The organism is Caulobacter sp. CCUG 60055, assembly GCF_022750545.1.
Taxonomy (GTDB): domain Bacteria; phylum Pseudomonadota; class Alphaproteobacteria; order Caulobacterales; family Caulobacteraceae; genus PUIC01.
Window position 1 is genome coordinate 177,392 of record NZ_PUIC01000008.1, and the last position, 25,421, is coordinate 202,812.

The window sequence follows — 25,421 nt, forward strand, 5'->3', positions numbered from 1 at the left end:
ATGAGGACCGCAGACAGACATTCCGCCAAGACCCCTGTCGACGCGTTGCTGAGCCGCTACGCCCGCGACGGCTATGTGATCGTCGAGCGCGCCCTGGACCCGGCCGACGTCGCCGCGATCCGGGCTGAACTGACGCCGATCCTCGACGCCGGTCGCGACGGCCGCAACGACTTCGAGGGCCATAGGACGCGGCGCGTTTACGCCCTGCTGGCCAAGGCGCCGACGACGGCGATCCTGGTCGAGCACCCGCTGCTGCTCGCCATGCTGGACCGGCTGATGTCGCCGGGCTTCCTGCTGTCGGCCGATCTGGCCATCGAGCTGCGCGAGGGCGAGACGGTGCAGCCCTGGCATATCGACGACGGCTTCTATCGCGTCCCGCGTCCGCGTCCGGCCCTGGGCGTCAGCGCCATCTGGGCCATCGACGACTTCACCGAAGACAACGGCTCGACCGAACTGATCCCGGGCAGCCACCTTTGGGGCGAGGCGCGGCCGACGGGAGACGAGGAGGCCGTCCGGGCGACGATGCCGGCGGGGTCGCTGCTGTTGTTCGCCGGGACGCTGTGGCATCGCGGCGGCGCCAACCGCACCCCCGCGCCGCGCCTGGCGGTGACGCCGCAGTTCTGCGAGCCCTGGTGCCGTCAGCAGGAGAACATGATGCTGGCCGTCGGCGACGCCGCCCGCGGGCTGTCCGACCGGGTGCGGGCGATGCTCGGCTACTCCATCCACCCGCCCTTCATGGGACATGTCGACGGCATGCACCCCTTGCGCCTGCTTGACCGCGACTACGACTCCGCCGCCACAGGCGACGGCGAGCGGGCGCGCCGGCTGCTGGAGCGGGACGGTTATGGCGGGGCCCCGGAGGCGACGACGGCGCGCGCCTGAAGCGATCCTTTAAAAAGTATGGTTAACAAGACGAAAATCTTAATTTTTTATTAGCTTTTCCGGACCGGACCTTGCTCCATGGGCGTCAGAGCCTGTGCGGCTGTCCCGATTTGAGGCGGCCCGCAGGATAGGGAGCCGCCTATGTTTGAGTTCGCCCGCGAACTTAAGCGCATTTTCCGGGTCGACAGCCGCCTGTCGACGCCGCGCGTCGGTCTGGCCGGCGGCGATCCGGCGTTGCTGGAGCTGCTTAACCTCGCCTTGCTCAAGGCCGAAGGCGAGGCGGTCGACGCGGCCGTGCTGCACGCCGCCGTCGCCCAGCGCCCGGCCCAGCGCCTGATCCAATCGGCGGTCTGGCGCGAGATGGCCCGGCGCACCGGCTCGCCGGAGGCGTTGCGCAAGGCCGCCTCGGCGGCGGAGCTGGCCCTGACCGGCATCGACCGCCGCGCTCAGGCGGAGCTCTGGGCCCAGGCGCGGGGGCAGCAGGCCGAATGCGCCATGCTCGGCGCGGAGCTGTTCGGCGATGACGGGCTGAACGCCGCGGCCGACCTGGCCCTGGCCGAGGCGCGGACGGCCGCTGGCGGTTCGGTGGCCGGCGCCATCGCCGTCGTCGCCCAGGCCCTGCTCGAAGCCCGGACAGGCGCGGCCGCCGTCGACGCCGCCCAGGCCCGCAAGGCCGTCGCCCGCTTCGACGGCGCGGTGACGGCGCTGGACGCCTGGGCGCGCCATCGCGGTTCGGGGCGGCTGCCCGCCGCCTGGGCCCACGCCGCGCGCGCGGACCTGCTGGGCGACTACGCCGTGCGGCTCGGCGACGCGCAACTGTTCGACCAGGCCCTAACCGAGCTGGGCTCGGCGCTCGGGCCGCTCGATCCGGCCTACGAGCCGTTGACCTGGGCCCGCCTCACCGCCGTGCGCGGCCGGCTGATGACCCAGCTTGGCCAGGTCACGCAGGACGTGACCATGGTCGCCGACGGCGTCGACCTGATGACCACCGTGTTCGGCCGCCTGTCGCCCGACCACAGCCCGCTGGACTGGGCGCGGGCCCAACGTGCGCTGGGCCTGGGGCTGTGGGCGCTCGCCGACCTCACCGACAGCGGCAAGGCTTTCGAGCACGCCCTGACCTGTTTCGACCGTGCGCTGGTCCTGCTGAAGGCCGAGCCCTCGCTGACCCTGCGCGCCACGGCCGCCGGCGAGCGGGGCGCCTGCCTGGCGCGGCACGCCGAGGTCTGCGGCGACCGGGGGCTGCTCGACGGGGCCGAGGCGGCCCTGCGCTGCGAGCTGGCGGCCGAGGACCCCGCTCGCGATCCGGTCGGCTGGGCCGTGCGCCAGGTCAATCTGGCCCGCGTCTACGAGGCAAGGGCGGATCTCGGCTGCGACGGCTCGGCTGAGCGCGACCGCGCGGCGGCCGCGCTGTGCGGCGCCCTCGACGTTTTCACCGAGCACGGCCTGCGCGGTCTCGCGGACCTGACCGTCGAAGGGCTGGAGCGGCTGCGCGCCGCCCGGCCGCAGGGAAGTTCACACGGCGACCGGCCATAGGGCCGGCGCCGCCAGGGAGAGTATGGATGTTCACCGCCTTGATCGCCGCCGCCGCGTTGACGGCTTCGCCCACGGCCTACAAGCCCGCCATCGAGCGTCAGGCCGAGGCGCTGTCGGCCACCGAGGCGGTGGCGTTGCTGCGCTGCACCGCCCAGGCCGACGGCCGGGTGACGGACTGCAAGGTGACCGGCGAGACGCCGTCGGACCTCGGCGTCGGCGCGGCCGCCCTGGCCATGGCCGCCCAGTTCCGCATCGATCCGACAGCAGACGACGGGCGTTCACTGGCCGGTTCGCCGGTCGACATCCCGGTCCGCATCCAGATCAAGCGCTGAGGTCGTCGCAGGCGGGCGGTCAGGCGGCGGCGACGTCGCCGGTCTGGCGCCGCATGCGCCAGAAACGCACGGTCCGCAGGGCGGATTCCCGGGGCAGGCTGGAATAGAGCTCGCCGTATTCCCGCGCCCGTCCCAAGGCGTCGGCGTCGCGGTCGAGGATCAGCACGGCGAAGGTCAGGAACAGCGAGCGGTCGAATTCGGCCGCCTTGCAGATGATCGCCAGGGCGTCCAGTTCCTTGCGCTCCAGGATGCGCCCGGCGGTGTGGAAATCGACGCCGCTCAGCTCGGCCAGCGCGACCAGGAACTTGGTCGTCTCGCCGTTGCGCAGGAAGGCCGCCAGGGCGCTCGGCGTGATGGCGTTGCGCCGCCGCAGCGACTGCACAGCTTTCTCGCTCTCGGCGTAGTCGGCGGGCAGGGAGCCGTGCCGGGCGGCGACGCTCTTGCGGCCGGCGGCCAGGGCCGCCTCCAGCGTGGCCGGGTCGAGCTCGGCGTTGCGTTCGAGGATGCGGTTGCGCAGGCGCGCCTCGACCACGAAATACATCTCGTTGAGCAGGTCGGTGGGCAGGCTGCGCCGGCCGACGACGGCCTCGTGCAGGTCGGGATTGGCGGCGGCGCGGTCGACCGCCGCCTCCTGGGCCGCGCGGGAAAGCTGCGCCCGGTCGTTGCGCAGCAGCACGCCCAGCGTGGCGTCGTCGCCGTGCTGGACGATGGCGTCGGCGACGGTCTCCGAGACGTTGGCGCGCTGGGACAGGGCCCTCAGGTGCTCCTGGCCGCGCGTCTGGGCGACATGCAGCAGGTCGGCGTCGCTGAGGCTGGCCGCCTCGGTCAGCACCGGGCCGGCGACCTGGATCGAGGCGTCGGCGGCGAGGTTGCGCAGCAGGTTGCGCGGGGCCGCCGCGGCCGAGGCCACCCGCTGGGACAGCTCGGCCCGCACGGCTTCCTCCATCTCGCCGGCGAGCTGGCTCATCACGTCGTCGAACAGGCCCATCTCGCTGGCGCCATGTCCCTCGGGGGCGACCAGGAACAGGTCGGTCACCTCGCGAAGCAGGTCGCGCCGCCTCTGGCTGGAGGGCTCGTGGGCGAGCGCGATCAGGCGTTGCAGCTTTTCGGACATCTGGAAAAACGGATCAGAACAGGTTGGGGGCGTTCGAGGCCGGCGAGGAAGAGGGCTGGGTGGTGTCGCGGACGACCTGGGTGACGCCGCTGGCGTTGGTCACCCGCTTGGCGGCGGCCGTCGGCGGCGGGTCGGGCTCGGCCATGCCGGCGGAGGCGCCGGCGAAGAACTGCGGCGACAGCGGGATCGGATCGGGCGACATGCCGAACTCGCGGTGCACCGAATAGAAATGCGGGCCGTTGGGGTTGCGCGGCGCGGTCGCGACCGCCTGGGGCGCGGCGACCGCGGCCGGCGCGGATTGGACATGGGCGGGCGTGGCGGGCGCCAGCGGCGCGGCGGTCATCGTCCGGGGCGGCGCCGGGGCGTAGATGCTCGTCGGCAAGGTCGGCGCGGGAGCGGACGTCGGCGCGGCGGCGGGCGGGCGGGCGCGAACGAAGGCCGGCGGCGCGGCCGGGGCCGAGGCGACTTCCTGGGACGCGGCGGGCGAGGGCGTCTCGGCCGGGCCGGATCGCTTGCCAGGCCAGCTGAGCACGCGGCCGGACGCCGGAGCGCCCTGGGCGGCGAGGGCGGAGGCGGGGACGGGCGCGGCCGCCGGCCCGGGGCCGGCTCCGTATCGGTCTTCGGCCTGGGCCGTCAAAGGCGCGGCGAGCGCGACGGCCGCGAACGCGATGATGAAGCGCATCGGGACCCCCCAATAAGGTCGATCCCGAATCCCTTAGTCCCGTGGCGCTTAACCCCGCGCTAACGGCCGCGCCAGCGCCGCAGCAGCATGGTCTCGACCGCCTGCATGAGGGCGTAGAGCGCCCCGCCCATCAGGGCCAGGATGGCCACGGCCGCGAACATCTTGGCGGTCTGCAGGCGGTTGGAGGCTTCCAGAATCCGCCAGGCGAGGCCCTGGGCCCCGCCGGAGCCGGCGACGAACTCGGCGACCACGGCGCCGATCAGGGCGAGGCCGGCCGCGATCTTGTGCCCCACCAGCAGGTAGGGCACGGCGGACGGCAGGCGCAGGCGCAGCAGCCTTTGCAGCCGGGTCGCGCCATAGAGGTCGAACAATCGCTCCAGATCGGGGTCGGCGGCCTTGAAGCCGGTCAGGGCGCCCGAGAAGATCGGGAAGAAGGCGACGATCACCGCCAGGGCGACGATGGCGCGCTCCGGATGCTCGAGGCCGGCCCAGATCACCACGATCGGGGCGATGGCGACCACCGGCGTCACCTGGATGGCCACCGCCAGCGGCTGCACCGCCCGCTCCAACAGCGGATGGGTCGCCACCAGAAGGGCCAGGCCGCAGGCGATCACGCTGGCGCACGCCAGGGCCGCCAGCGCCATCAGCAGCGTGTTCCAGGCCGAGGCCAGCAGGATCGGCGCGTTGTCGACCGCCGCCTTGGCCACGGCCGTCGGCGTCGGCAGGAAATAGGTCGGCACGGCGAGGGCGCGGCAGGCGATCTCCCACGCCGCCAGCAGCAGCCCGGCCAGGATCAGCGGGGCGAGGAGGTCGGCGATCCGGCTCATGCCGCCATCGCCCGTTCGAGCTGGTTCGAGATCGCCTCGACCGCCTCGCGGAACGGGGCGGTCGCCCGAAAGCCGGGCGGCCGGGGCAGGGGGGCGCCGATCGCCGTCTCGCCGGCGGCGCGGCCGGGGCCGGCGCTCATCACCACCACGCGCTGGGCGGTATAGGCCGCCTCCTCGACGTTGTGGGTGACGAAGACCACGGCCGGTTCGAGTTCACGCCAGAGCTGGTGGACGTCCTCGGCCAGGGCGCGGCGGGTGATCTCGTCGAGGGCGGCGAACGGCTCGTCGAGCAGCAGCAGGCGCGGGCGGGTGACCAGGGCGCGGGCCAGCGACACGCGCATGGCCATGCCGCCGGACAACTGGGCCGGCTTGGCGGTCTCGACGCCATGCAGCTTCACCAGGGCCAGCGCCTCGGACGCCCGGGCGCGAGCGGCCTTGCGGTCGACGCCGGCCAACTCCAGCGGCAGGGCGACGTTGGCGGCCGCATCCGCCCACGGCGCTAGGGTCGGGGCCTGGAACACCACCGAGGTCTCGCCGCGCCCCGGCGTGCGCCGGACCGCGCCTCGCGTCGGCGTCTCCAGCCCGGCCAGCAGTCGCAAGGCCGTCGACTTGCCGCAGCCCGACGGGCCGACCAGGGCGACGATCTCGCCGGCCTCCAGCGACAGGCTGAACGGCCCGAGCGCCCGGCCCCGACCCGGATAGTCGACCTCGACGGCCTCCAGCGCGGCTATGGCCATGTCAGTTCGCGGTGCTCTTGTTCACGAACTGCAGGGTGTAGGCGCGCCCGACGTCCATGGTCTTGGGATAGACGCCCTGGCCGGCGGCGACGTCGAACACCTCCTTCCAGCGGGCGTCGCTCATCGCGCCGATCCCGGCGGTTTTGGCCTCGCCGCCGTCGACGACGCCATACGCGCGCATCTTGTCGCGGGCCTGGTCGAGGACGTCCTGGGTCATTTCCGGATTGTCCTTGAGAATCAGGGCGTCGCCAGGCCGGGGATCGCCATGCAGATAGGACGTCCAGCCGGCGGCGGTGGCGTCGACGAAGGCCTGCACCGCCTTGGGATTGTTGGCGATCAGGCTGTCCGGGGCCAGCACCATGGCCGCGTAGCCGGGATAGCCGGCGTCGGCCAGCAGGAACACCGCCGGCTTCTCCTTGGCCGCCTTCTCGATGGTGTACGGCTCGGAGGTGACATAGCCCTCCTGGATCGCGCGGCGGTCGGCGAGGAAGGTGGCGTTGCTGTGGGTGTATTTGCGCACCTGATCGTCGGTGAAGCCGTACTTGGCCTTCAGCCAGGTCCAGAAGGTGGTCACCGCCGAGTCCGAGATCAGGATCGGCCGGCCCTTCATGTCGGCGAAGCCCTTGAGGCCCTGGTCGGCGTGGGCGATCAGCACCTGCGGGTCCTTCTGCATCGAGGCCATCACCGCCTTCACCGGCGCCTTCTCGGCGGCGAGGTTGAGCACGGTGAAGCTGTTGGAGCCCATGCCCATCTCGACCGCGCCGGCGGCCAGCAGCTGCGGCACGTTCACCGCCGGTCCGCCCTGGATGATGGTCACCTCCAGGCCGCGCTTCTTGTACTCGCCGGTGGCCAGCGCCTGATAGAAGCCGCCCTGTTCGGCCTGGGCCCGCCAGTCGGTGGCGAAGCGGATCTTGGTCGCGCCCGGCGCGGCCGGCGCCTCGGCCTTCTTGCCGGGTGAGCAGGCGGCGGCCAGCGCGAGCAGCGCGGCGACGGCGACAAGACGCAAGACTTTCAAGGCGATCCCTCCCGATGCGGCGCGGAGGTTAGGGCGGTTGGCGGCGCGCGCCAATCCCGGGCGGCGGTCTCGCCGTCGCCATTACCCGGCGCGTAATCGCTTTGCGTCCGCACCGGCGGTTTGATCGGCCCATCGAAGCCCATCGAACGAAGGAGACCGCCATGATCGAACAGGACGTTTTCAAGCCGGCCGCCGCACGCGCGACCATTCCCGTCTCCACGGCGGTCGCCGCCGACGGCGCCCGTCTGTTCGTCCGCGAATGGGGGCGGGGGCGGCCGATCGTGTTCGTCGCCAGCGCCATGCTGCCGTCGGATATGTGGACCTCTCAGATGCTGGCCCTGTCGGGGCAGGGCTTCCGCTGCATCGCCTTCGACCGGCGCGGGCACGGCCGCTCCAGCGACACGGGCGGCGGCTACGACTACGACACCCTCGCCGACGATCTGGCGGCGGTGATGGCGGCCAGGGAGGCGCGCGACGCCGTGCTGGTCAGCCACTCGTTCGGCGGCGGCGAGGTGGCGCGCTACCTGTCGCGGCACGGCGACGCGGCGGTGCGGGGCGTCGTCCTGGTCGCGCCGACCACGCCGTTCCTGCTGCGGACGGCCGACAACCCGCACGGCGTTCCGGCCGAGGCGTTCGAGGCGCTGCGCCAGGCTATGGCCGACGATTTTCCCAAGTGGATGGACGATAACGAGGAGGCGTTCGTCACGCCGGAAACCTCGGCCGGCCGGCGCCGCTGGATCAAGGACCTCATGCAGCGGACTTCGCTGCAGGCGGTGATCGAGATGAACCGGGTGATGACCCGGACCGACTTCCGGCCGGAGCTGCGTGCGATCCGCCGGCCGGTCTTGGTCGTGCACGGGACCCGGGACGCTTCGGCGCCCATCGACCTGACCGGCCGGCCGACGGCGGCGCTGATACCGGGCGCGCGGCTGGAGGTTTATGACGAGGCCCCGCACGGCCTGTTCATGACCCATGCGGCGCGGCTGAACGAAGATCTGCGGAGGTTCGCCGAGGGCTGAGGCCCGAACGCAGAGCGAGAGGGCAATGTCCGGATCGCTCCCGACACTGTCCTCTCACCCAAGTCCTAGGCGGACTTGCGCCGGGGGTTTTCGCCGCTGGGAGATCACGTCCGGCGATCCTTGCGGATCGACAGGCATGTCAGGCCCCTCGACTTGGCCCTCCAATTGGGCGGAGCGGGTTGCACCGCCGCGCCGAACCGAAGGCCTTCCTGCCGCCTGTCTACTTCGGTCGCCCTCCGTGGTCAGGGCCGCTGGTTTCCCTCGGCGACTTGACGGTCCCACCAAACCCGCTATGACGCAACGCTCCACGCCGTGCGCGGTGTGCGCTGCGGCGTGACGGCCGGTTGAAAACTTGTGGGTATCCGGAGGATTTTCCGGATTAACCGTTTTCGATCCGCAGCTTGAAGATATCCACAGGAAACTGGCCGGCGGTTTCGCTCAGGCGCCCAGGGACTCGCGCTTCTCCTCCAGCGCCAGCCACTCCTCCTCGGCCGCGCCGAGCTGGAGCCGGGCGGCGTCGAGCGCCTTCATGATCTTGTCGAAGCCGGCCGGGTCGCGGGCGTAGAGGCCGGGGTCCTCCAGGCGCTTCTCCAGGGCGGCGATGTCGGCCGGCAGCTTGGCGACCAGGCCCTCCAGCTCCTCCAGCCGCCGCTGATCCTTGTAGGTCAGCTTGGCGGCCTTCCTGGGCTCGGCCCGGACGGGCGCGGCCAGGGCGGGGGCCTTGGGCGCCTTGATCTCGGGCTTGTCGAAGAAGCCGGGATTCTGGGCGATCAGGTCGGTCCAGCCGCCGGGCGTCTCGACCACCTTGCCGTGGCCGTTGAGGGCGATGGTCGAGGTGGCCAGCCGGTCGATGAAGTCGCGGTCGTGGCTGACCAGGATCAGGGTGCCGTCGTAGTCGGCCAGCAGGTCCTCGAGCAGGTCGAGGGTGTCCATGTCCAGGTCGTTGGTCGGCTCGTCCAGCACCAGCAGGTTGGCCGGGGTCGCCAGGGCGCGGGCCAGCAGCAGGCGGTTGCGCTCGCCGCCGGACAGGCTGGCGACCGGCTGGCGCAACTGGCTGTCCTTGAACAGGAATTCCTTGGCGTAGGCGGCGACGTGCTTGGGCTGGCCGCGGACCATGATCTGGTCGCCGCCGAACGGGGCCAGGGTGCTCCACAGCGTGGCGTCGGGCTTCAACTCGGCGCGGGCCTGGTCGACATAGGCGATCTCGAGATTGACGCCGAGCTTCACCGAGCCGGAATCCGGCGGGATTTCGCCGAGCAGCAGGCGCACCAGGGTGGTCTTGCCCGCGCCGTTGGGACCGGCCACGGCGATGCGGTCGCCGCGCAGGATGCGGGTGGAGAAGTCCTTGAAGATCACCCGCTCGCCGCCGTCGGCGGCCAGCCAGCTCTTGGAGACGTTCTTGGCCTCGGCGACGCGCTGGCCGGAGACGGCGCCGGAATCGAGACCCATCGACAGGGCGCCGCGACCTTCCCTCAGCCGGGCGGCGCGGGTTTCGCGCATCTCGATCAGGCGGCGGCGGCGGCCCTCGTTGCGGGCGCGCCGGGCGGTGACGCCGCGCGCCATCCAGTGCTGCTCGCGCTCGATGGCCTTGTCCAGGCGGCGGGCCTCGTCGGCCTCCTGGGCCATGATCTTCTCGGCCCAGTCGTCGAAATGGGAAAAGCCCTTGTCCAGCCGCCGCACCCGGCGGTTCTCCAGCCAGAAGCAGCGCTGGGTGGTGCGTTCCAGGAATGCGCGGTCGTGGCTGATGATCAGGCACGCCGCCCGGCAGGCGGCGATCTCGGCCTCCAGCGTCTCGATGGCGAAGATGTCGAGGTGGTTGGTCGGCTCATCCAGCAGCAGAACGTCCGGCTGTTCGGCGAAGGCGCGGGCCAGGGCGGCGCGGCGGATCTCGCCGCCGGACAGGCCCTCGGTCGACTTGGTCGGCGAAAGGCCAAAGGTCTCCAGGGCCGCCTCGGCCTCGTAGTGCTCGGCGCCGCCGGCGACGGCGTAGTCGAGCAGGGTCGCCCCGACGATCCGGGGCTCCTGCGGCACCATCGCCACCTTGAGCGAAGGCGTGACGAAGCGGTCGCCAGCGTCGGGCAGAACCTCGCCGGCCAGGATGCGCAGCAGGGTGGACTTGCCGGCGCCGTTGCGGCCGACCAGGCAGGCGCGCGTGCGCGGCTCGACGCCGAGGTCGACGCCGTCGAACAACATGGAGGGGCCGTCCGCCAGGCGGACGTCCTTGAGGGCCAGGACAGGCGCGCGCGCGTTCAGTTTGGCGGCTCCGGAGGCTGCGGGTCGTTGGGATCGGGTTCGCGCCGCGGCGGCCCGGCATCCGAGTCCGCCTCGTCGGCCGCGCGCGCGAAGTCCGAGGAGAGCCCGTCATAGAACCCATTGCGCGGATCGGGAACCGCTTCTTTGCCGTCGCCTTCGCCGGGCTGGTCGACGGGGATGAAGTCGAAGTCCCTGGGCGGCAGCTTGTCGTGGGCGGCGACCATGAACCGCCGCCAGATCTCGGTGGGGATCGAGCCGCCGGTGACCTTGTTCATCGGCCGCTCGTCGTCGTTGCCGACCCAGACCCCGGCGATCCAGTCGGGCGTGAAGCCGATGAACCAGGCGTCGCGCCAATTCTGGCTGGTGCCGGTCTTGCCCGCCGCCGGCCGGCCGAAGCCGGCGCGGGTTCCGGTGCCGCGCGTGACGACGCCCTCCAGCATGGCCACCATCCGCCCGGCGTCGTCGCGGCCGTAGACCGGCGTCGGGGCCGAGCCGGCGTGGGCGAAGATCAGGTCGCCGCGCGAGGTCGATATCTGTTCGATCAGGTAGGGATCGACCCGGCCGCCGGCGTTCTGGAACACCTGGTAGGCCGAGGTCAGCTCCAGCAGGTTGACCTCGTAGGCGCCCAGCGACACCGAAAGGTCCGGCCGTTCTGGAATGTCGACGAGGCCGAAGCGATGGGCGATCTCGCCCAGCTTGGCCTGGCCGACCTCGGCCCCCAGGCGCACCGCCACCGTGTTGATCGACAGCGCCAGGGCCGTGGCCAGGTTGACCGGCCCGCGATAGCCGCCGCCGTAGTTCTCGGGCGCCCAGCGGCCGAAGCGGATCGGCGCGTCCTGGCGGATGTCGCCGGCCCGGGCGCCGTTCTCGACGGCGGCGGCGTAGACGAACGGCTTGTAGGACGAGCCCGGCTGGCGCTGGGCCTGCACCGCGCGGTTGAAGGGGCTGAGCCGGTGGTCGACGCCGCCGACCAGGGCGCGGATGGCTCCGTCCGGGGTCATGGCCGCCAGGGCGGCCTGGCGGGCGCCGGCGGCGCGGCCCGCGCCGGCCATCTCCTGGCGGACGATGGTCTGGCCGGCGGTCTGCAGCGCCGGGTCGATGGTCAGGCGGACCACCAGGTCGGGCGCGGTCTCGCCGGCGATCTTGACCGCCTGGGCGGCGGCGAGGTCGAGCACGTAGCCGAAGTCGCCCTCGCCGGGGGATTCCGGCGCCAGCTTCGGCGGTTGGGCCAGGGCGGCGCGCTCGTCGTCCGGCGTGATCCAGCCCTCCTCGCGCATGTTGGCCAGCACCAGCCGGGAGCGGGCGAGGGCGGCGTCGTAGTCGTTGGTCAGGGCCAGGCGCGTCGGGGCCTTGGGCAAGGCGGCCAGCAGCGCCGCCTCCGGCAGGGTCAGCTGACTGGCCGGCTTGGCGAAATAGGTCTGGGCGGCGGCGTCCAGGCCGTAGGCGTTGGCCCCGAAGAAGATGCGGTTGAGATAGAGCTCGAGGATCTCGTCCTTGCCCATCCGCTGTTCCAGCCGCCAGGCGATCACCGCCTCCTGCGCCTTGCGCTTCAGGGTGCGGTCGGGTTTCAGGAACAGGGTCTTGGCGATCTGCTGGGTGATGGTCGAGCCGCCCTGCACCCAGCGATGGGCGGCGAGGTTGGCGCGCATCGCCCGGGTCATGCCCTGCCAGTCGAGCGCCCCGTGCCGGTAGAAGCGGCGGTCCTCGGCGGCCAGGAAGGCGCGCGGGACATAGCTGGGCAGTCCGGCCAGCCGCACCGGCGACCCGTGCTTGGGGCCCCGCGTGGCGATCACCCGGCCGTAGCGGTCCTCGAAGCGCATGCCGGGGGCGCGGTTGACCGACCAAAGCGCTTGCTGGTCGGGAATGGGCGGCAGGTCGGACAGATAGGTGCGCCAGACGTAGAAGCCGCCGGCCGCCGCGCCGACGGCCGCCAGCAGGGCCAGCGCCAGGACCAGCCTCAGGATCACGCCGCCGACGCCGCGCCGCGGCTTTGGCCGGCGCGGCGGCCACGCAGGTTCGGACGGCGGCGTCCGGCGCCGGCCGAAGGCCGTGGCGTCTGCGGGTTCGGGCGGCCTGTCCTCTGTCACGATGCCCCGGGATTGATTGGCGTTTGGCGGGCGTTCCGTTTAGGACGGCGGCGTCATGACGCACAGACCTTTTTGGGAGACCAAGACTCTCCGCCAGATGACCGTCAGGGAATGGGAGAGCCTGTGCGACGGCTGCGGCCTGTGCTGCCTGATCCGCTTCGAGGACGAGGACACCGGCGAGATCATCCCGACGCGGGTGGCCTGCAAGCTGTTCGACGCCGACCTCTGCCGGTGCTCCAACTACGCCGAGCGGCGCAAACACGTGCCCGACTGCATCAAGCTGACGCCGGACAATATCGACGACCTGATGTGGATGCCGGCCAGCTGCGCCTATCGCCGCCTGCATGAGGGCAAGCCGCTCCCCGACTGGCACCCGCTGATCACCGGCGATCCGGACAGCGTCCACAAGGCCGGCGTCAGCGTGCGCGGGCAGGTGGTCAACGAGGCCTGCCTGGACGACCCCGACGACGCGCTCGACTTCGAGGCCGCCGACCTGCTGCGCGATCGCGGCGACGAGCCCTACGAGGACTGACCCCGGGGCGGATTGTCCGGGTGCGGCAAAAGTGCGCATGGGCGGACCTGTTACGTCGTAACATCGTTATCGGGGCGTCGGCGGCGGGGCGGAGGCGTCTTGGCGATGACCAGGGTGCTCGATCTGGACGTGATCCGCAGGGCCGAGGTTCGCTCGGAGCCCTTCGTCTTCATCAGCGGTCAGGGGCTGGTCCGGCCGGAGACCGCCGCCGACCTGCGGGCGAGCTTTCCCGACATCCGCCACAGCGGCTTCCATCCGGTCGATTCCATCAAGGCGGGCGGCGCCTTCGCCGATCTGACGGACGACCTGCGCGACACCGAGTTCGGCGCGGCGCTGGGCGAGAAGTTCGGTCGCGATTTCAACAACCTGCCCCAGCTGGTCACCGTCCGGCGGGTCTCGGCGCCGCACGAGGGGCGGGCCCATACCGACGGCGACAAGAAGGTGATGAGCCTGCTGCTCTATCTCAACGACGCCTGGACCTCGCCCGACGGCCGCCTGCGCCTGCTGCGGAGCGCCTCCCTCGACGACAGCGTGCTGGAGATACCGCCCATCACCGGAACCTTTGTGGCGTTCCTGCGCTCCGACAGCTCCTGGCACGGCCATACGCCGTTCACCGGCGAGCGCCGGGTGGTGCAGGCCGCCTGGCTGCGCGACCGCCAGGCCCTGGAGAAGAAAGAGGCGAGCCATCGCCTGTCGGGGGTCCTGAAGCGGCTGTTCGGCGGCTGAGCGCCTTCGCGGGGCCGGGGTCGACCGTTGCAAAAGTGCAACAGTCCCTCTTGCGCGGAGAGGCGAACCCCCTAATTGATGCCGCTGGGGCTGGGGCGCGGTCGGTTGACCGGAACGCTCGGCGGCCCCATGACCGTGTTTATCGAACAGGGGCCGTAGAGACTTGGCGAAGGATCCGTATCAGGAGCTGGGCGTATCCCGCACCGCCGGCGCGGACGAAATCCGCAAGGCGTTCCGCAAGCTCGCCAAGCAGAACCACCCCGACGCCAATCCCGGCGACAAGGCCGCCGAGGAACGCTTCAAGCGGGTCAGCGCCGCCTTCGACATCGTCGGCGACGCCGACAAGCGCAAGAAGTTCGACGCCGGCGAGATCGACGCCGACGGCCGCGAGACCTTCAACGCCCGCGGCTTCGGCGGCGGGGCCGGCGGCGAGCCCTTCGGGCGCGGCGGTTTCCAGGGCCAGTTCGAGGACGTCGATTTCAGCGAGATCCTCGGCCAGATGTTCGGCGGCCGCGGCGGCGCGGCGGGCGGGGGCGGGCGCGGCTTCGGCGGCGCCCCGGCCAAGGGCTCGGACGTGCGCGCCACGCTGGAGATCGACCTGGAGGAGGCCATCCAGGGCGGCAAGAAGCGCATCGCCTTCTCCGACGGCCGGCCGATCGACGTCACCATTCCCGCCGGCGCCGCGCAGGGGCAGGTGCTGCGGCTCAAGGGCCAGGGCCAGCCCGGACGCGGCGGCGCCGGCGACGCCCTGATCGAGCTGAACATCCGCCCGCACGCGGTCTTCCGCATCGACGGCGACAACCTGACCATGGACCTGCCGGTCTCGGTGCCCGACGCCGTGCTGGGGGCCAAGATCCAAGCTCCGACGCCGGACGGCGCCGTCGCCCTGACCGTGCCGAAGCATTCGAACTCGGGATCGGTCCTTCGCCTTAAAGGACGGGGGATGCCCAACGCCAAGACCGGCAAGCGCGGCGACCTGCTGGCCCGGCTGGTGGTCAGCCTGCCCGAGACGGTCGACGCCGAGCTGGAGCATTTCGCCGAGGCCTGGCGCCGGGAGCGGCCCTACGCGCCGCGCCGCAAGGGTTGAGCGGGGCCGGCGGTGAAACCTAGCCTGTTCCGAAATCGGACATTCAGTCCTCGTTCAGCCGGACGCGCCTACACCGGTCGCATGAAACGGCTCGCAATCCTGATCGCCAGCGCCTTCCTCGCCGCCGTCCCGATGACGGCGGCGGAGGCGCGGCCCGGCGACCGCGGCGACCCCGACTCCCTGGGACCGGACTGGCGGGCCCAGCAGGACGACGCCCGTCAGGGCGTGCGCCGCGGCCAGTATGTTCCGCTCGGCCGCGTGATCGAGGAGATCCGGCGCCGCACGCCGGGCCGTCCCCTGGACGCCGGCTTGGAGGATCAGGGCGGCCGCGCCGTCTACCGTGTGCGGTGGGCGACCGAGGACGGCCGCCGGATCGACTACATCGTCGACGCCGTCAGCGGCGCCATTCTGCGCGGGGGTTGAGAAACGAATGCGTATCCTGCTCGTCGAGGACGATCCCGATCTGTCGCGCCAGCTGCGCACGGCCCTGGCCGACGCCGGCTACGCTGTCGACCACGCGCCCGACGGCGAGGAGGCCCAGTTCCTCGGCGAGACCGAGCCCTATGACGCGGTGGTCCTCGACCTCGGCCTGCCCAAGGTCGACGGGGTCTCGGTGCTGGAGCGCTGGCGACGGGGCGGGGTGGCCACGCCGGTGCTGATCCTGACGGCGCGGGGCGCCTGGAGCGAGAAGGTCGCCGGCTTCGACGCCGGCGCCGACGACTATCTGACCAAGCCCTTCCATACCGAGGAGCTGCTGGCCCGCCTGCGGGCGCTGCTGCGCCGGTCGGCCGGTCATGCGGCGGCGACGCTGTCCTGCGGCGGGCTGCGGCTCGACCCGCGCGCCGCGCGCGCCAGCGTCGAGGGCGAGCCCCTGCGCCTGACCTCGCTGGAGTACCGGCTCCTGCACTATCTGATGATGCACCAGGGCCGGGTGATCAGCCGGACCGAGCTGGTCGAGCATCTCTACGACCAGGACTTCGACCGCGACTCCAACACCATCGAGGTGTTCATCGGCCGCGTCCGCAAGAAGGTCGGCCCCGACCGCATCGAGACGGTGCGCGGGCTCGGCTACCGCCTGGTGCCGCTGGAGGGCGAGGCGGCCGCGTCGTGACGCTGGGCGACACCGCCCGCGTCTGGCGGCGCCCGTCGCTGGTCCGGCGGCTGGTCGTCCTGGCCGCCGCCTGGATTCTCGCCGCCCTGCTCATCACCGGCGGCGTCCTGACCGCCCTTTTCCAGCAGGCGGCGCTCAGCCGGTTCGACAAGAGCCTGACCGACGTCGCCGACGGCCTCTACGCCGGCTCGACCATCGGCGACAACGGCGAGGTGCTGGCCCCGGCCCTGACCGACGCCCGCGCCCTGCGCGCCTATTCCGGCAAGTACTGGCAGATTTCCGAACCCGGCAAGAACGGCGGCCTGGCCACGCTGGTCCCGTCGCGGTCGCTGTTCGACAGCGAGCTGAAAGGGCCGCCGGGCGGGGCCGCCGCCCTGGCCGCCAAGCCGGGCAAGCCGATCTATTACGACACCGTGGGCCCGCTCGATCAGCGTCTGCGGGCGGTGGCCATGCTCAGCCGCCTGCCGGGGCGTTCGACGCCGGTGATCTTCATCGCCGCCGAGGACCGCGGTCCGATCGACGCCGACGCCCGGCGCTTCGCCACCACGGCGGCCATCGCCCTGGTCCTGCTCGGCGGCGGCCTGATCGCCGCCGTGCTGTTCCAGGTCCGGGTGGGCCTGCAGCCGCTGTTCGCCCTGCGCCGCGAGGTGGCCGACGTGCGCAAGGGCCGGGCCGAGCGGCTGGTGCGCCGCTATCCGGTCGAGCTGGAGCCCCTGGCCTACGAACTCAACGCGCTGGTGGCGCACAACCAGGAGGTCGTCGAGCGCCAGCGCACCCACGTCGGCAACCTCGCCCATGCGCTGAAGACGCCGCTGTCGGTGATGCTGGCCGAGGCCCGGAGCCAGCCTGGCTCTCTCGCCGACGTGGTCGCCCGCCAGGCCGAGGCCATGCGCGACCACGTCGACCACCATCTGCGCCGGGCGCGGGCGGCGGCGCGAGCCCAGGGCTCGGGCGAGCGGACGCTGGTCGAGCCGGTGCTGGACGAACTGGCGCGGACGCTGGAGCGCATCTTCCGCAGCGACGGCGTCACCATCGACTGGCGGGCGCCCGAGGACCTCTGTTTCCAGGGCGAGCGGCAGGACCTGCTCGAAGTCGCCGGCAACGTCATGGAGAACGCCTGCAAGTGGAGCAACGGGCGGGTGCGGGTCTCGGCCTCGGCCATCGCGCCCGACCGGCTGCGGCTGGTGGTCGAGGACGACGGCCCCGGCCTGCCGCCCGACCGCCGCGACGAGGTGCTCAAGCGCGGGACCCGCCTGGACGAGAACGCGCCGGGGTCGGGACTGGGCCTGTCCATCGTCGACGAACTGGCGCGGGCCTATGGCGGCTCGATCATCCTGTCGGATTCCCCGCTCGGCGGCCTGATGGTCAAGGTCGTCCTGCCGCGCGCAGAAAACTGAAAGCTGGATTTTCGGAAAGCCTTAACCCGTCGTTGAGCATCATCGGTGGCCCTGGTGGAGCAGGGCGTGTGGCGGGGTGGTGATGACGGGTCTCACCGACAAGCAGGCGGCGGGCGTCCTGACCATGCTCGACATGGCGCCGGACCGCACGGTCGGCGCGCTCGCCCAGGCTCTCGCGGCCGATCTGCGCGCCTCGGGCGCCATGGCCGAAATCCGCGACCTCGTGCGGGCCGAACTGGAGCAGCGACGCGTCCGCGCGGCGGTGTTCCACCCCATCGCCCGGCTGTGCGCGGCCGAGCGCGGCGGCCGGAAACTCGGCTTTCCACCCTCGACCTTGGCGGCCGTCTGGCGCGGTCTGAAGGCGCATGCGCCGGACGAGATCGCCGCCGCCGCCGCGACCTTTCGCGACCTGCGCGACCCCGACGCGCCCGAGCCCGAGGTGTTCGACCAGCTTTGCCGGCGCGCGGCGAAGGGCTTGCGCGAACCCGCCGCGGCCTATGCGGCGGCGGCCAGGCTGCTCGACGCCGACCAGGCCGGCGGCGCCGAGGCGTTCGCCATCTGCCTTGACCTCGCGCCCATCGTCAGGGGCGCCCTGCGCCGCCTGCCGGACTGGTTCGGGCGGATGAGCGACGAAGGCGCCGCCGCCGCCCGCCTGGCCTACGCAGACTCCGTGGCGGTGTCGGCGGGGGCGGGGCCCTGGCTGTTCGACATCCTGGCCCTGCATCTCGACGAGCCGTGGATGATCCTGCGCGTCCTGTCGGCGGTGATGGACCGGCCGGGCGACAGCTACGTGTCCGGCTCGGAGGTGGCGCGGTTCGGCGAGCAGTTGCTGGACGAGGTCGACACCCGCCTCGATACGATCAAGCACTTCGACGGCGCCGGCGACGAGGCCGCCCTGGCCGCCGCCCGCTCGGTCGATGTCGCCGCCCGTATCGTCGCCCAGTTCGAAAGCGACTTCGACCTCAGCCGCGACGGCCCCTGGGGGCGGCGCATCGCCCAGCAGAAGCAGACCTTGGCCGCGGTGGTGGAGGCGCGGCTTCGCGCCCTGGACAAGGCGCTGGCCGCCGCTCTGCCCGTGCAGCCCCAGCGCGGGCTCGGCCGGCAGCAGCGCAACGTGCCGCGCCTGAGCGAGGAGCTCGACCTCGGCGCGGTCGATCGCGCCGACGCCATGCTGGTCTTTCTGCAAGCCACCCGGGTCAGCGCCGGTCACGCCGGTTTCGGGGTGGCCTGGCAGAAGGCGTCCGAGGCGGCGGCCAAGCAGATCGATCAGTACAGCGAGGATCTGCTCGACCTGCTGCACGTCGGCGACGCCGAGGACCCTGGCCGGGTCCGCCGCTTCCTGGACGCGGCGGCGCGCCTGACCCGCCGGGTCAACGGCGACCGCGCCGCCGAGGTGATGCGCCGCCGGGCCGCCGCCGCCTGATCGCGGCGATAGACCCTCGCATGCTGGCGGATGATGGGCTAACAGCGCGGCATGATCGCCCTTTGGCTCGTCGCCGCCCTTTTGTCCGCCGCCGCCGCCGCGCTGATCCTGCATCGCGCCGCGCGGGCGGGCGCCGGCGGGGGCGTCGATCCGACCGCCGCCGTCTATGAAAGGCAGCTGAGCGAGATCGACGAACTGGCCGAGCGCGGCCTGCTGGCCGAGACCGAGCGCCGGTCGGCCCGCGCCGAGGCCGCGCGACGGCTGCTGTCGGCCGCCGACCGGGAGGCGCGGCCCGAGCCGGCGGCTGGGCGGCCGGCCGGCCGCCGGGCGGTGGTGCTGATCGCCGCCGGCGCGCCGCTGCTGGCGGTCTCCATCTACTTGGCGATCGGCTCGCCGCAGTATGCGGATCAGCCGTTCTCGAAGCGGCTGGCCGAATGGCGCGCCGCCGATCCCGCCACCCTCGATCCTGAGCGGATGGTCGCCCTGTTGCAGGCGGCGACCGCCGAGCGGCCCGGCGATCCCCAGGCGCTCTACTATCTCGCCCGCGCCCAGGCCGCGTCGGGAGACATGGTCTCGGCCGTGCGCAGCCTGCAGAAGGCGGTGGCGCTGGCCCCGTCCCGCGCCGACCTGTGGACGGCGGCGGGCGAGGCCCTGGTCGCCGAGGCCGGCGGCGAGATCGGCCCTGACGCCAAGGCGGCCTTCCGTCGCGCCGTGGCGCTCGATCCGGCCGCGCCGTCGGCCCGCTACCATCTGGCCAGGGCCAACCTCGCGGCCGGCGATGTCGCGGCCGGGTTGGCCGAATGGCGTCGTCTGGCGGCCGAGCTGCCGGCCGGAGATCCGCGCCGCGCCGGGCTGGAGGACGAGATCGCCGCCGTCGTTCGCGACGGAGGGCTGAAGCCCGCCGCCGCGTCGGCCGCCGCCGTTCCGGAAGAAGCCGGCGCGCAACAGGCCTTCATCCGTTCGATGGTCGACGGACTGGCCGCGCGCCTCAAGGCCCAGCCCGACGACCCGCAGGGCTGGGCGCGGCTGGTGCGCTCGTACGGCGTCCTCGGCGACAAGGCCCGGCGCGACGCGGCCCTGGCCGAGGCGCGCCGCCTGTTCGCCGGCCGTCCCGAGGCCCTCAAGGTCGTCGAGTCCGAGGCCGGAGGCGGAAAATGATGCGTCGCCCGGGGGATGCGGCTATGTCTCGCCGCCGAGAGCGCTGATGTCCCTGTTGCCCAAATCCCGCAAGGCCCGCCGCCGCCTGTTCGTCGTCTCCGCCGCCGCCGTGGTTCTCGGCGGCGCGGCGGTCATGGCCTTCTTCGCCCTGGGCGACACCGTCTCCTTCTTCTATTCGCCGGCCCAGGCCCAGGCGGCCAAGGTTCCCGCCGGCCGCACCATCCAACTCGGCGGCCTCGTGCGTCCGGGCAGCGTCGCCAAGCATCCGGACGGCACGGTCGAGTTCGCCGTGGCCGACCACGCCGCCGCCGACACTGTGGTCTATCGCGGCGACCTGCCCGACCTGTTCCGCGAAGGGCAGGGGGTGGTCACCAAGGGCGCGTTCCGCCAGGACGGGGTCTTCGTCGCCACCGAGGTGCTGGCCAAGCACGACGAGCGGTACATGCCGCGCGAGGTGACCAAGGCGCTGAAGGCCTCGGGCGAGTGGCGCGGCGAGGGGGCGGGGATCGCCGAGGCGGCCCCGGCCCAGGCGGGCGGCCGATGATCGCCGAGCTGGGGGCCTTCGCCCTTGTGCTGGCGCTGGCGCTGTCGCTGGCCCAGACCGGCCTTTCCGCCGCCGGGCGGATCACGCGCTCGCCCGTGCTGTCGGGCGCCGGCGAGGGCGCGGCGGGCGGAGCCTTCGTCGCCGTGGCCCTGGCCTTCGCGGCGCTGATGTACGCGTTCGTGACCTCGGATTTCTCAGTCTCGAACGTGGCGGCCAATTCGCACACCGCCAAGCCGCTGCTGTACAAGGTCGCCGGGGTATGGGGCAGCCACGAGGGCTCGATGCTGCTGTGGTGCCTGGCCCTGACCGGGTTCGGCGCGGCGGTGGCGCTGACCGGGCGGGGCCTGCCGGCCACGCTGAAGGCGGCCGTGGTGGCGGTGCAGGGCGGGCTGGGCGTGCTGTTCCTGGCCTATGCGACGCTGGCCTCCAATCCTTTCCTGCGGCTGGCGACGCCGCCGGTCGAGGGGCGCTCGCTCAATCCGTTGCTGCAGGACCCGGCGCTGGCCTTCCATCCGCCGTTTCTCTACTCGGGCTATGTCGGCTTTTCGGTGGTGTTCTCCTTCGCCGTCGCCGCCCTGATCGAGGGCCGCGTCGACGCGGCCTGGGCGCGCTGGGTGCGGCCCTGGACCCTGGCGGCCTGGAGCTTCCTCACCGTCGGCATCACCCTGGGTTCGTTCTGGGCCTATTACGAGCTGGGCTGGGGCGGCTGGTGGTTCTGGGACCCGGTCGAGAACGCCAGCTTCATGCCCTGGCTGGTGGGCGCGGCGCTGCTGCATTCGGCCGTGGTGACGGAAAAGCGCGGGGCGCTGGCGGGGTGGACGGTGTTCCTGGCCCTGGCCGCCTTCACGTTCTCGATGCTGGGAGCCTTCCTGGTCCGCTCCGGCGTGCTGACCTCGGTCCACGCCTTCGCCGTCGACCCGACCCGGGGCGTGCTGCTGCTGTCGATCCTCGCCGCCGCCGCCGGAGGCGGGTTCGCGCTGTTCGCCTGGCGCGCCCCCCGGCTCGCCCCCGGCGGGCTGTTCGCGCCGGTGAGCCGCGAGGGCGCGCTGGTGCTCAACAACCTGTTTCTGTCGGCGGCGACGGCCACCGTCCTGCTCGGCACGCTCTATCCGCTGCTGCGCGAGGCGATCAGCGGCCAGCCGCTGTCGGTGGGACCGCCCTATTTCAACCTGACCTTCGCGCCGATCATGGCCGCCTGCCTGCTGATCCTGCCGGCGGGGCCGCTGCTGGCCTGGAAGCGAGGCGACCTGCTGGGCGCGGTCCAAAGGCTGTGGGGCGCGGCCCTGGCCGCCCTGGCGGCGGCGGTCGTCGGCTTCGTCGCGGCCGAGCCGGGCAAGGGCCTGGCGGCGGGCGGGCTGGCGATGGGGACCTGGCTGGTGGTCGGGGCCGTGGTCGAGCTGGCCGAACGGGTCCGTCTCGGCCGCGCGCCGCTGGGCGAGGTCGGCCGGCGGCTGGGCGGCCTGCCGCGCGGCGCCTGGGGCATGACCCTGGCTCACGCCGGCCTGGGCGTGTTCGTGCTCGGGGCCTGTTTCGAGATCGCCGCCCGCGACGAGGGCGCGCGCGCCCTGTCCATCGGCCAGTCGCTGCAGGTCGGAGGCTACAGCCTGCGGCTGGACGACGTGCGCGACGTCGACGGGCCCAACTACCTGGCCGAGCGGGCCGTCCTGACGGCGACGCGCGACGGAGCCCAGGCCTGCGTGGCCACGCCCGAGCGACGATTCTACACGGCCAGCCGCCAGACCACCTCCGAGGTGCATATCTGCGCGCGCGGCCTCGACGACCTCTATGTGGTGATGGGCGAGCGTCGGGCCGGCGAGGGCGGCGCGCCGGCCTGGCTGGTGCGGGTCTACTGGAACCCGCTGGCGCGGCTGATCTTCCTTGGGCCGTTGCTGATGGCGCTGGGCGGGGCGATCTCGCTGTCCGACCGGCGTCTGCGTTTCGCCCTTCCTCGCCGGGCTTCCGCCGCGACCGCCGCCGAGGCCGCCACGTGACGCGCGGCCGCGCCTGGGCGGGCGGCGCGGCGCGGCGGGCGGCCGTCGTCGCGGCGGCGTTGTTCTGCCTGGCCGCCGCCGCCGATCCCGGCGAGCGCCTGCCCGACCCCGTGCAGGAGGCGCGGGCCCGGTCGCTGTTCCGCGAGGTGCGCTGCGTCGTCTGCCAGAACGAGTCGATCGACGATTCCGAAGCCGATCTCGCCCACGACCTGCGCCAGACGGTGCGTGGCCAGATCGCCGCCGGCCGCACCGACGCCGACGTCCGCGCCTTCCTGGTCCGTCGCTACGGCGAGTTCATCCTGCTCAAGCCGGCGTTCTCATGGGGCAACCTGGCGCTGTGGGGCGCGCCGTTCCTGATCGTCGGCGTGGGCGCGGTCCTGTTCCTGCGCCGCCGCGGCGCGGGCGAGGGCGGCGAGGCGGCGGCCGGTCTGAGCGCGGAGGAGGAGGCGCGTTTGGCGGCCCTGATCGGGCGCGGCGAGCCCGACAAGGGCGATTGACACCGCCCGGCCATACTTCCGCCCCATGAAACACCTCCGACATGACTGAAAGATAACTTGAGAGGATTGGCGTGTTCGGGCAACGCACCTTAACTTGGTGCTGAAAGGCTCGGGCGCGCTGCATGGCCTGAGGACGAGGATCATTAGTATGGCCGCTAAGAAGACGGGTTTCATTGTTGGCGCGGTCGCCGGTGCAGGCGTCGCGGCCGCGGCGTTGGCGGGAGCAGGCCTGCGGCTGCCGCCCGCGGTCGGGCAGACCGCCCAGCATCAGCCGCTGGCCGTGACCAAGACCTCGATGTCGCCGATCTTCGCGCCGCCGCCCGGCGCGCCGCTGTCGTTCGCCGACATCTTCGACCGGGTGTCCCCGGCGGTGGTGTCGATCAACGTCAAGTCCAAGGTCGACGCCCGCGCCATGACCAAGCGCATCCCCGGGTTCCCGTTCGACATCCTGCCGCAGACGCCGCAGGGTCAGGACGGCCCCCCCGCCCAGCGCGAGGCGCTGTCGGCCGGCTCGGGCTTCTTCGTCTCGCGTGACGGCTACGTGGTGACCAACAACCACGTCGTCGAGAACGCCGAGGACATCACCGTCATCATGAAGGACGAGCGCGAACTGAAGGCCAAGGTCGTGGGCCGCGACGAAGGCACCGACCTGGCGGTGCTCAAGGTCCAGACCGGCGGCGACTTTCCGTTCGTCGACTTCGAGAACTCGGGCAAGCCGCGCGTCGGCGACTGGGTGATGACCGTCGGCAATCCGTTCGGCCTGGGCGGCACGGCCACGGCCGGCATCGTCTCGGCCTACGGCCGCGACATCGGCGAGCAGTTCGTCGACTACATCCAGATCGACGCCCCCATCAACCGGGGCAATTCCGGCGGCCCGACCTTCGACGTCTATGGCCGGGTGATCGGGGTCAACACCGCGATCTTCTCGCCCTCGGGCGGATCGGTGGGCATCGGCTTCGCCATTCCGTCCGAAATCGCCGACCGCGTGGTCAAGCAGCTGATCAGCGGCGGCAAGGTCACGCGCGGCTATATGGGCGCGGTGATCCAGACCCTGACCCCCGAGACCGCCGACTCCATCGGCCTCAGCGGCCGCAAGGGCGCGCTGGTGGCCGAGCTGACGCCCGGCGGCCCGGCCGACAAGGCCGGCGTGCATCAAGGGGACGTCGTGGTCGGCATCAACGGCAAGCCGGTGGCCAACAACACCGACCTGACCCGTCAGGTGGCGGCGACCAAGACCGGCGACGTCATGCGCCTGGACGTGGTCCGCGACGGCAAGACCAAGACCATCGAGGTGCGCGCGGGGGTCCGTCCGTCCGAGAAGACGCTGGCGGCCAACGACAACAGCGGCGACGACGACGCGCCGGCCGCGCCCGACAACGCGCCCGCCGCCCGCCCGAACGTGCTGGGCATGACCCTGGCGCCGCTCGATGAGGCCGCGCGCCGGCGCTACACGATCGGCAAGGACGTGCGCGGCGTGGTGATCGACGCCGTGCAGGCTTCGTCCGACGCCGGCCAGAAGGGGCTTCGCCGCGGCGACGTCATCTCGGGGGTCAAGCTGGCCGACGCCACCGTCGTGGCGGCCTCGCCGGCCCAGGTGGCCGGCGCGGTCGACGCGGCCCGCAAGGCCGGCCGCACCAGCGTCCTGCTGCAGATCGTCCGCGACGGCCGGCCGCTGTTCCTGCCGGTGAAGATCGAAAAATAGGTCGTTCAGGCGGGCCGTCCCAGGGGCTGGGGCGGTCCGTCCGGCTCTAAGGAGCCGTCCCGAGGGACCAAGACTATTGGGGGAGTGAGCGCGTGCGTATTCTGATCATCGAAGACGACCTCGACGCCGCGGCGGCCGTGGTCCGCGGCCTGACCGAAGCCGGGCACGAGCCGACGCACGCCCCCGACGGGGCCGAGGGCCTGAAGGCCGCCCAGGCGGCCGAGTTCGACGTCCTCGTCGTCGATCGCATGATGCCCAACATGGACGGCCTGACCATGGTCGAGACCCTGCGCGGGCAGGGCGACCAGACGCCGGTGCTGTTCCTGTCGGCCCTGGGCGAGATCGAGGACCGGGTCACCGGGCTCAAGGCCGGCGGCGACGACTATCTGGTCAAGCCCTACGCCTTCGCCGAACTCATCGCCCGCGTCGAGGCGCTGTCGCGCCGGCGCGAGACCGGCTCGGTGCAGACCCTGCTGCGGGTCGGCGACCTGGAGATGAACCTCATCGCCCGCACGGTTCACCGCCAGGGACGGGAGATCGACCTGCAGCCGCGCGAATTCCAGCTCCTGGAGTTCATGATGCGCCACGCCGGCCAGTCGGTGACGCGGACCATGCTGCTGGAGAAGGTCTGGGAATACCATTTCGACCCGCAGACCAACGTCATCGACGTGCACATCTCGCGCCTGCGCTCGAAGATCGACAAGGGTTTCGACCGGGCCATGCTGCAGACCGTGCGCGGCGCGGGCTATCGCCTCGACGCCTGATCGCGCGC

24 protein-coding genes are annotated in these 25,421 nt (G+C 72.3%); 17 read left to right on the forward strand and 7 right to left on the reverse strand.

Going from position 1 to position 25,421, the window contains the following annotated elements:
* From C5708_RS12885 to C5708_RS12895, 3 genes are all read left to right on the forward strand, one after another.
* A complete protein-coding gene (locus tag C5708_RS12885) occupies window positions 1-882 on the forward strand; it encodes a phytanoyl-CoA dioxygenase family protein (protein WP_242921720.1) in 882 nt (293 codons plus the stop codon).
* Window positions 883-1,023: 141 nt separating this feature from the next.
* The gene (locus C5708_RS12890) at window positions 1,024-2,415 is read left to right on the forward strand and encodes a hypothetical protein (RefSeq protein WP_242921722.1); all 1,392 of its coding nucleotides are present in this window, start codon (window positions 1,024-1,026) and stop codon (window positions 2,413-2,415) included.
* 26 nt (window positions 2,416-2,441) lie between these two features.
* Window positions 2,442-2,747 carry a hypothetical protein gene (locus C5708_RS12895; RefSeq protein WP_242921724.1) on the forward strand — a complete coding sequence of 102 codons (306 nt, stop codon included), beginning with the start codon at window positions 2,442-2,444 and terminating at the stop codon, window positions 2,745-2,747.
* A 19-nt stretch (window positions 2,748-2,766) separates the two neighbouring features.
* Here the strand turns inward: C5708_RS12895 and C5708_RS12900 are convergent, their stop codons facing one another.
* From C5708_RS12900 to C5708_RS12920, 5 genes are read right to left on the reverse strand one after another with little or no spacing between them, the layout of a single operon-like run.
* Window positions 2,767-3,861, reverse strand: coding sequence for a DUF2336 domain-containing protein (locus C5708_RS12900; protein WP_242921726.1), 1,095 nt, complete (start codon window positions 3,859-3,861; stop codon window positions 2,767-2,769).
* Between the two features lie 13 nt (window positions 3,862-3,874).
* The gene (locus tag C5708_RS12905) at window positions 3,875-4,543 is read right to left on the reverse strand and encodes a hypothetical protein (protein ID WP_242921728.1); all 669 of its coding nucleotides are present in this window, start codon (window positions 4,541-4,543) and stop codon (window positions 3,875-3,877) included.
* Between the two features lie 59 nt (window positions 4,544-4,602).
* Window positions 4,603-5,370, reverse strand: a complete 768-nt coding sequence (locus C5708_RS12910; protein WP_242921730.1) for an ABC transporter permease — start codon at window positions 5,368-5,370, stop codon at window positions 4,603-4,605.
* Complete coding sequence (locus C5708_RS12915) at window positions 5,367-6,107, reverse strand: ABC transporter ATP-binding protein (RefSeq protein ID WP_242921732.1); 741 nt, start codon at window positions 6,105-6,107, stop codon at window positions 5,367-5,369. The genes C5708_RS12910 and C5708_RS12915 overlap by 4 nt, the downstream gene beginning before the upstream one ends.
* Window position 6,108: 1 nt before the next feature.
* The gene (locus C5708_RS12920) at window positions 6,109-7,122 is read right to left on the reverse strand and encodes an ABC transporter substrate-binding protein (RefSeq protein WP_242921734.1); all 1,014 of its coding nucleotides are present in this window, start codon (window positions 7,120-7,122) and stop codon (window positions 6,109-6,111) included.
* A gap of 161 nt (window positions 7,123-7,283) precedes the next feature.
* On the opposite strand from C5708_RS12920, the gene C5708_RS12925 reads away from it, so the two are divergent.
* Window positions 7,284-8,141: an alpha/beta hydrolase gene (locus C5708_RS12925; protein WP_242921735.1), complete on the forward strand. Its 858-nt coding sequence runs from the start codon at window positions 7,284-7,286 to the stop codon at window positions 8,139-8,141.
* A 438-nt stretch (window positions 8,142-8,579) separates the two neighbouring features.
* On the opposite strand, the gene C5708_RS12930 is transcribed toward C5708_RS12925, so the two are convergent.
* Both C5708_RS12930 and C5708_RS12935 read right to left on the reverse strand, forming a co-directional pair.
* Window positions 8,580-10,334, reverse strand: a complete 1,755-nt coding sequence (locus C5708_RS12930) for an ABC-F family ATP-binding cassette domain-containing protein (protein WP_242921738.1) — start codon at window positions 10,332-10,334, stop codon at window positions 8,580-8,582.
* 56 nt (window positions 10,335-10,390) lie between these two features.
* A complete protein-coding gene (locus C5708_RS12935; protein WP_347567020.1) occupies window positions 10,391-12,361 on the reverse strand; it encodes a PBP1A family penicillin-binding protein in 1,971 nt (656 codons plus the stop codon).
* 175 nt (window positions 12,362-12,536) lie between these two features.
* Here C5708_RS12935 and C5708_RS12940 point away from each other — a divergent pair, with 175 nt between their 5' ends.
* The 13 genes from C5708_RS12940 (at window position 12,537) to C5708_RS13000 (ending at window position 25,413) form a co-directional block, all read left to right on the forward strand.
* Window positions 12,537-13,013, forward strand: a complete 477-nt coding sequence (locus tag C5708_RS12940; protein WP_242921740.1) for a YcgN family cysteine cluster protein — start codon at window positions 12,537-12,539, stop codon at window positions 13,011-13,013.
* A 105-nt stretch (window positions 13,014-13,118) separates the two neighbouring features.
* Window positions 13,119-13,739 carry a 2OG-Fe(II) oxygenase gene (locus C5708_RS12945; RefSeq protein ID WP_242921741.1) on the forward strand — a complete coding sequence of 207 codons (621 nt, stop codon included), beginning with the start codon at window positions 13,119-13,121 and terminating at the stop codon, window positions 13,737-13,739.
* 163 nt (window positions 13,740-13,902) lie between these two features.
* Window positions 13,903-14,826, forward strand: coding sequence for a J domain-containing protein (locus tag C5708_RS12950; RefSeq protein WP_242921743.1), 924 nt, complete (start codon window positions 13,903-13,905; stop codon window positions 14,824-14,826).
* A gap of 81 nt (window positions 14,827-14,907) precedes the next feature.
* Window positions 14,908-15,249 carry a PepSY domain-containing protein gene (locus tag C5708_RS12955; RefSeq protein WP_242921745.1) on the forward strand — a complete coding sequence of 114 codons (342 nt, stop codon included), beginning with the start codon at window positions 14,908-14,910 and terminating at the stop codon, window positions 15,247-15,249.
* 7 nt (window positions 15,250-15,256) lie between these two features.
* Entirely contained in the window at window positions 15,257-15,937 is a 681-nt protein-coding gene (locus tag C5708_RS12960) for a response regulator transcription factor (protein WP_242921747.1), read from the forward strand.
* Window positions 15,934-17,334 carry a sensor histidine kinase gene (locus C5708_RS12965; protein WP_242921749.1) on the forward strand — a complete coding sequence of 467 codons (1,401 nt, stop codon included), beginning with the start codon at window positions 15,934-15,936 and terminating at the stop codon, window positions 17,332-17,334. Before C5708_RS12960 ends, C5708_RS12965 begins: the two co-directional genes overlap by 4 nt.
* A gap of 82 nt (window positions 17,335-17,416) precedes the next feature.
* Entirely contained in the window at window positions 17,417-18,757 is a 1,341-nt protein-coding gene (locus C5708_RS12970; RefSeq protein WP_242921750.1) for a hypothetical protein, read from the forward strand.
* Window positions 18,758-18,808: 51 nt separating this feature from the next.
* Entirely contained in the window at window positions 18,809-19,915 is a 1,107-nt protein-coding gene (gene ccmI / locus C5708_RS12975; protein ID WP_242921751.1) for a c-type cytochrome biogenesis protein CcmI, read from the forward strand.
* Between the two features lie 46 nt (window positions 19,916-19,961).
* Window positions 19,962-20,459, forward strand: coding sequence for a cytochrome c maturation protein CcmE (ccmE, locus tag C5708_RS12980; RefSeq protein WP_242921752.1), 498 nt, complete (start codon window positions 19,962-19,964; stop codon window positions 20,457-20,459).
* Complete coding sequence (locus C5708_RS12985; RefSeq protein WP_242921753.1) at window positions 20,456-22,450, forward strand: heme lyase CcmF/NrfE family subunit; 1,995 nt, start codon at window positions 20,456-20,458, stop codon at window positions 22,448-22,450. The genes ccmE and C5708_RS12985 overlap by 4 nt, the downstream gene beginning before the upstream one ends.
* On the forward strand, window positions 22,447-22,947 hold the full coding sequence (locus C5708_RS12990; RefSeq protein WP_242921754.1) for a cytochrome c-type biogenesis protein: 501 nt from the start codon (window positions 22,447-22,449) through the stop codon (window positions 22,945-22,947). Before C5708_RS12985 ends, C5708_RS12990 begins: the two co-directional genes overlap by 4 nt.
* Before the next feature lie 148 nt (window positions 22,948-23,095).
* Complete coding sequence (locus tag C5708_RS12995) at window positions 23,096-24,649, forward strand: Do family serine endopeptidase (RefSeq protein WP_242921755.1); 1,554 nt, start codon at window positions 23,096-23,098, stop codon at window positions 24,647-24,649.
* 92 nt (window positions 24,650-24,741) lie between these two features.
* The gene (locus C5708_RS13000; RefSeq protein WP_242921756.1) at window positions 24,742-25,413 is read left to right on the forward strand and encodes a response regulator transcription factor; all 672 of its coding nucleotides are present in this window, start codon (window positions 24,742-24,744) and stop codon (window positions 25,411-25,413) included.
* Window positions 25,414-25,421: the final 8 nt, after the last annotated feature.

Bases quoted from the DNA above. Each gene is read 5' to 3' on its own strand.
- C5708_RS12895 (WP_242921724.1), top strand. From the start codon at position 2,442: ATGTTCACCGCCTTGATCGCCGCCGCCGCGTTGACGGCTTCGCCCACG.
- C5708_RS12890 (WP_242921722.1), top strand. From the start codon at position 1,024: ATGTTTGAGTTCGCCCGCGAACTTAAGCGCATTTTCCGGGTCGACAGC.
- C5708_RS12995 (WP_242921755.1), top strand. From the start codon at position 23,096: ATGGCCGCTAAGAAGACGGGTTTCATTGTTGGCGCGGTCGCCGGTGCA.
- C5708_RS12905 (WP_242921728.1), bottom strand. From the start codon at position 4,543: ATGCGCTTCATCATCGCGTTCGCGGCCGTCGCGCTCGCCGCGCCTTTG.
- C5708_RS12915 (WP_242921732.1), bottom strand. From the start codon at position 6,107: ATGGCCATAGCCGCGCTGGAGGCCGTCGAGGTCGACTATCCGGGTCGG.
- C5708_RS12960 (WP_242921747.1), top strand. From the start codon at position 15,257: ATGCGTATCCTGCTCGTCGAGGACGATCCCGATCTGTCGCGCCAGCTG.
- C5708_RS12910 (WP_242921730.1), bottom strand. From the start codon at position 5,370: ATGAGCCGGATCGCCGACCTCCTCGCCCCGCTGATCCTGGCCGGGCTG.
- C5708_RS12945 (WP_242921741.1), top strand. From the start codon at position 13,119: ATGACCAGGGTGCTCGATCTGGACGTGATCCGCAGGGCCGAGGTTCGC.
- C5708_RS12885 (WP_242921720.1), top strand. From the start codon at position 1: ATGAGGACCGCAGACAGACATTCCGCCAAGACCCCTGTCGACGCGTTG.
- ccmI (WP_242921751.1), top strand. From the start codon at position 18,809: ATGATCGCCCTTTGGCTCGTCGCCGCCCTTTTGTCCGCCGCCGCCGCC.
- C5708_RS12970 (WP_242921750.1), top strand. From the start codon at position 17,417: ATGACGGGTCTCACCGACAAGCAGGCGGCGGGCGTCCTGACCATGCTC.
- C5708_RS12925 (WP_242921735.1), top strand. From the start codon at position 7,284: ATGATCGAACAGGACGTTTTCAAGCCGGCCGCCGCACGCGCGACCATT.
- C5708_RS12930 (WP_242921738.1), bottom strand. From the start codon at position 10,334: ATGTTGTTCGACGGCGTCGACCTCGGCGTCGAGCCGCGCACGCGCGCC.
- C5708_RS12985 (WP_242921753.1), top strand. From the start codon at position 20,456: ATGATCGCCGAGCTGGGGGCCTTCGCCCTTGTGCTGGCGCTGGCGCTG.
- C5708_RS12940 (WP_242921740.1), top strand. From the start codon at position 12,537: ATGACGCACAGACCTTTTTGGGAGACCAAGACTCTCCGCCAGATGACC.
- ccmE (WP_242921752.1), top strand. From the start codon at position 19,962: ATGTCCCTGTTGCCCAAATCCCGCAAGGCCCGCCGCCGCCTGTTCGTC.
- C5708_RS12955 (WP_242921745.1), top strand. From the start codon at position 14,908: ATGAAACGGCTCGCAATCCTGATCGCCAGCGCCTTCCTCGCCGCCGTC.
- C5708_RS12900 (WP_242921726.1), bottom strand. From the start codon at position 3,861: ATGTCCGAAAAGCTGCAACGCCTGATCGCGCTCGCCCACGAGCCCTCC.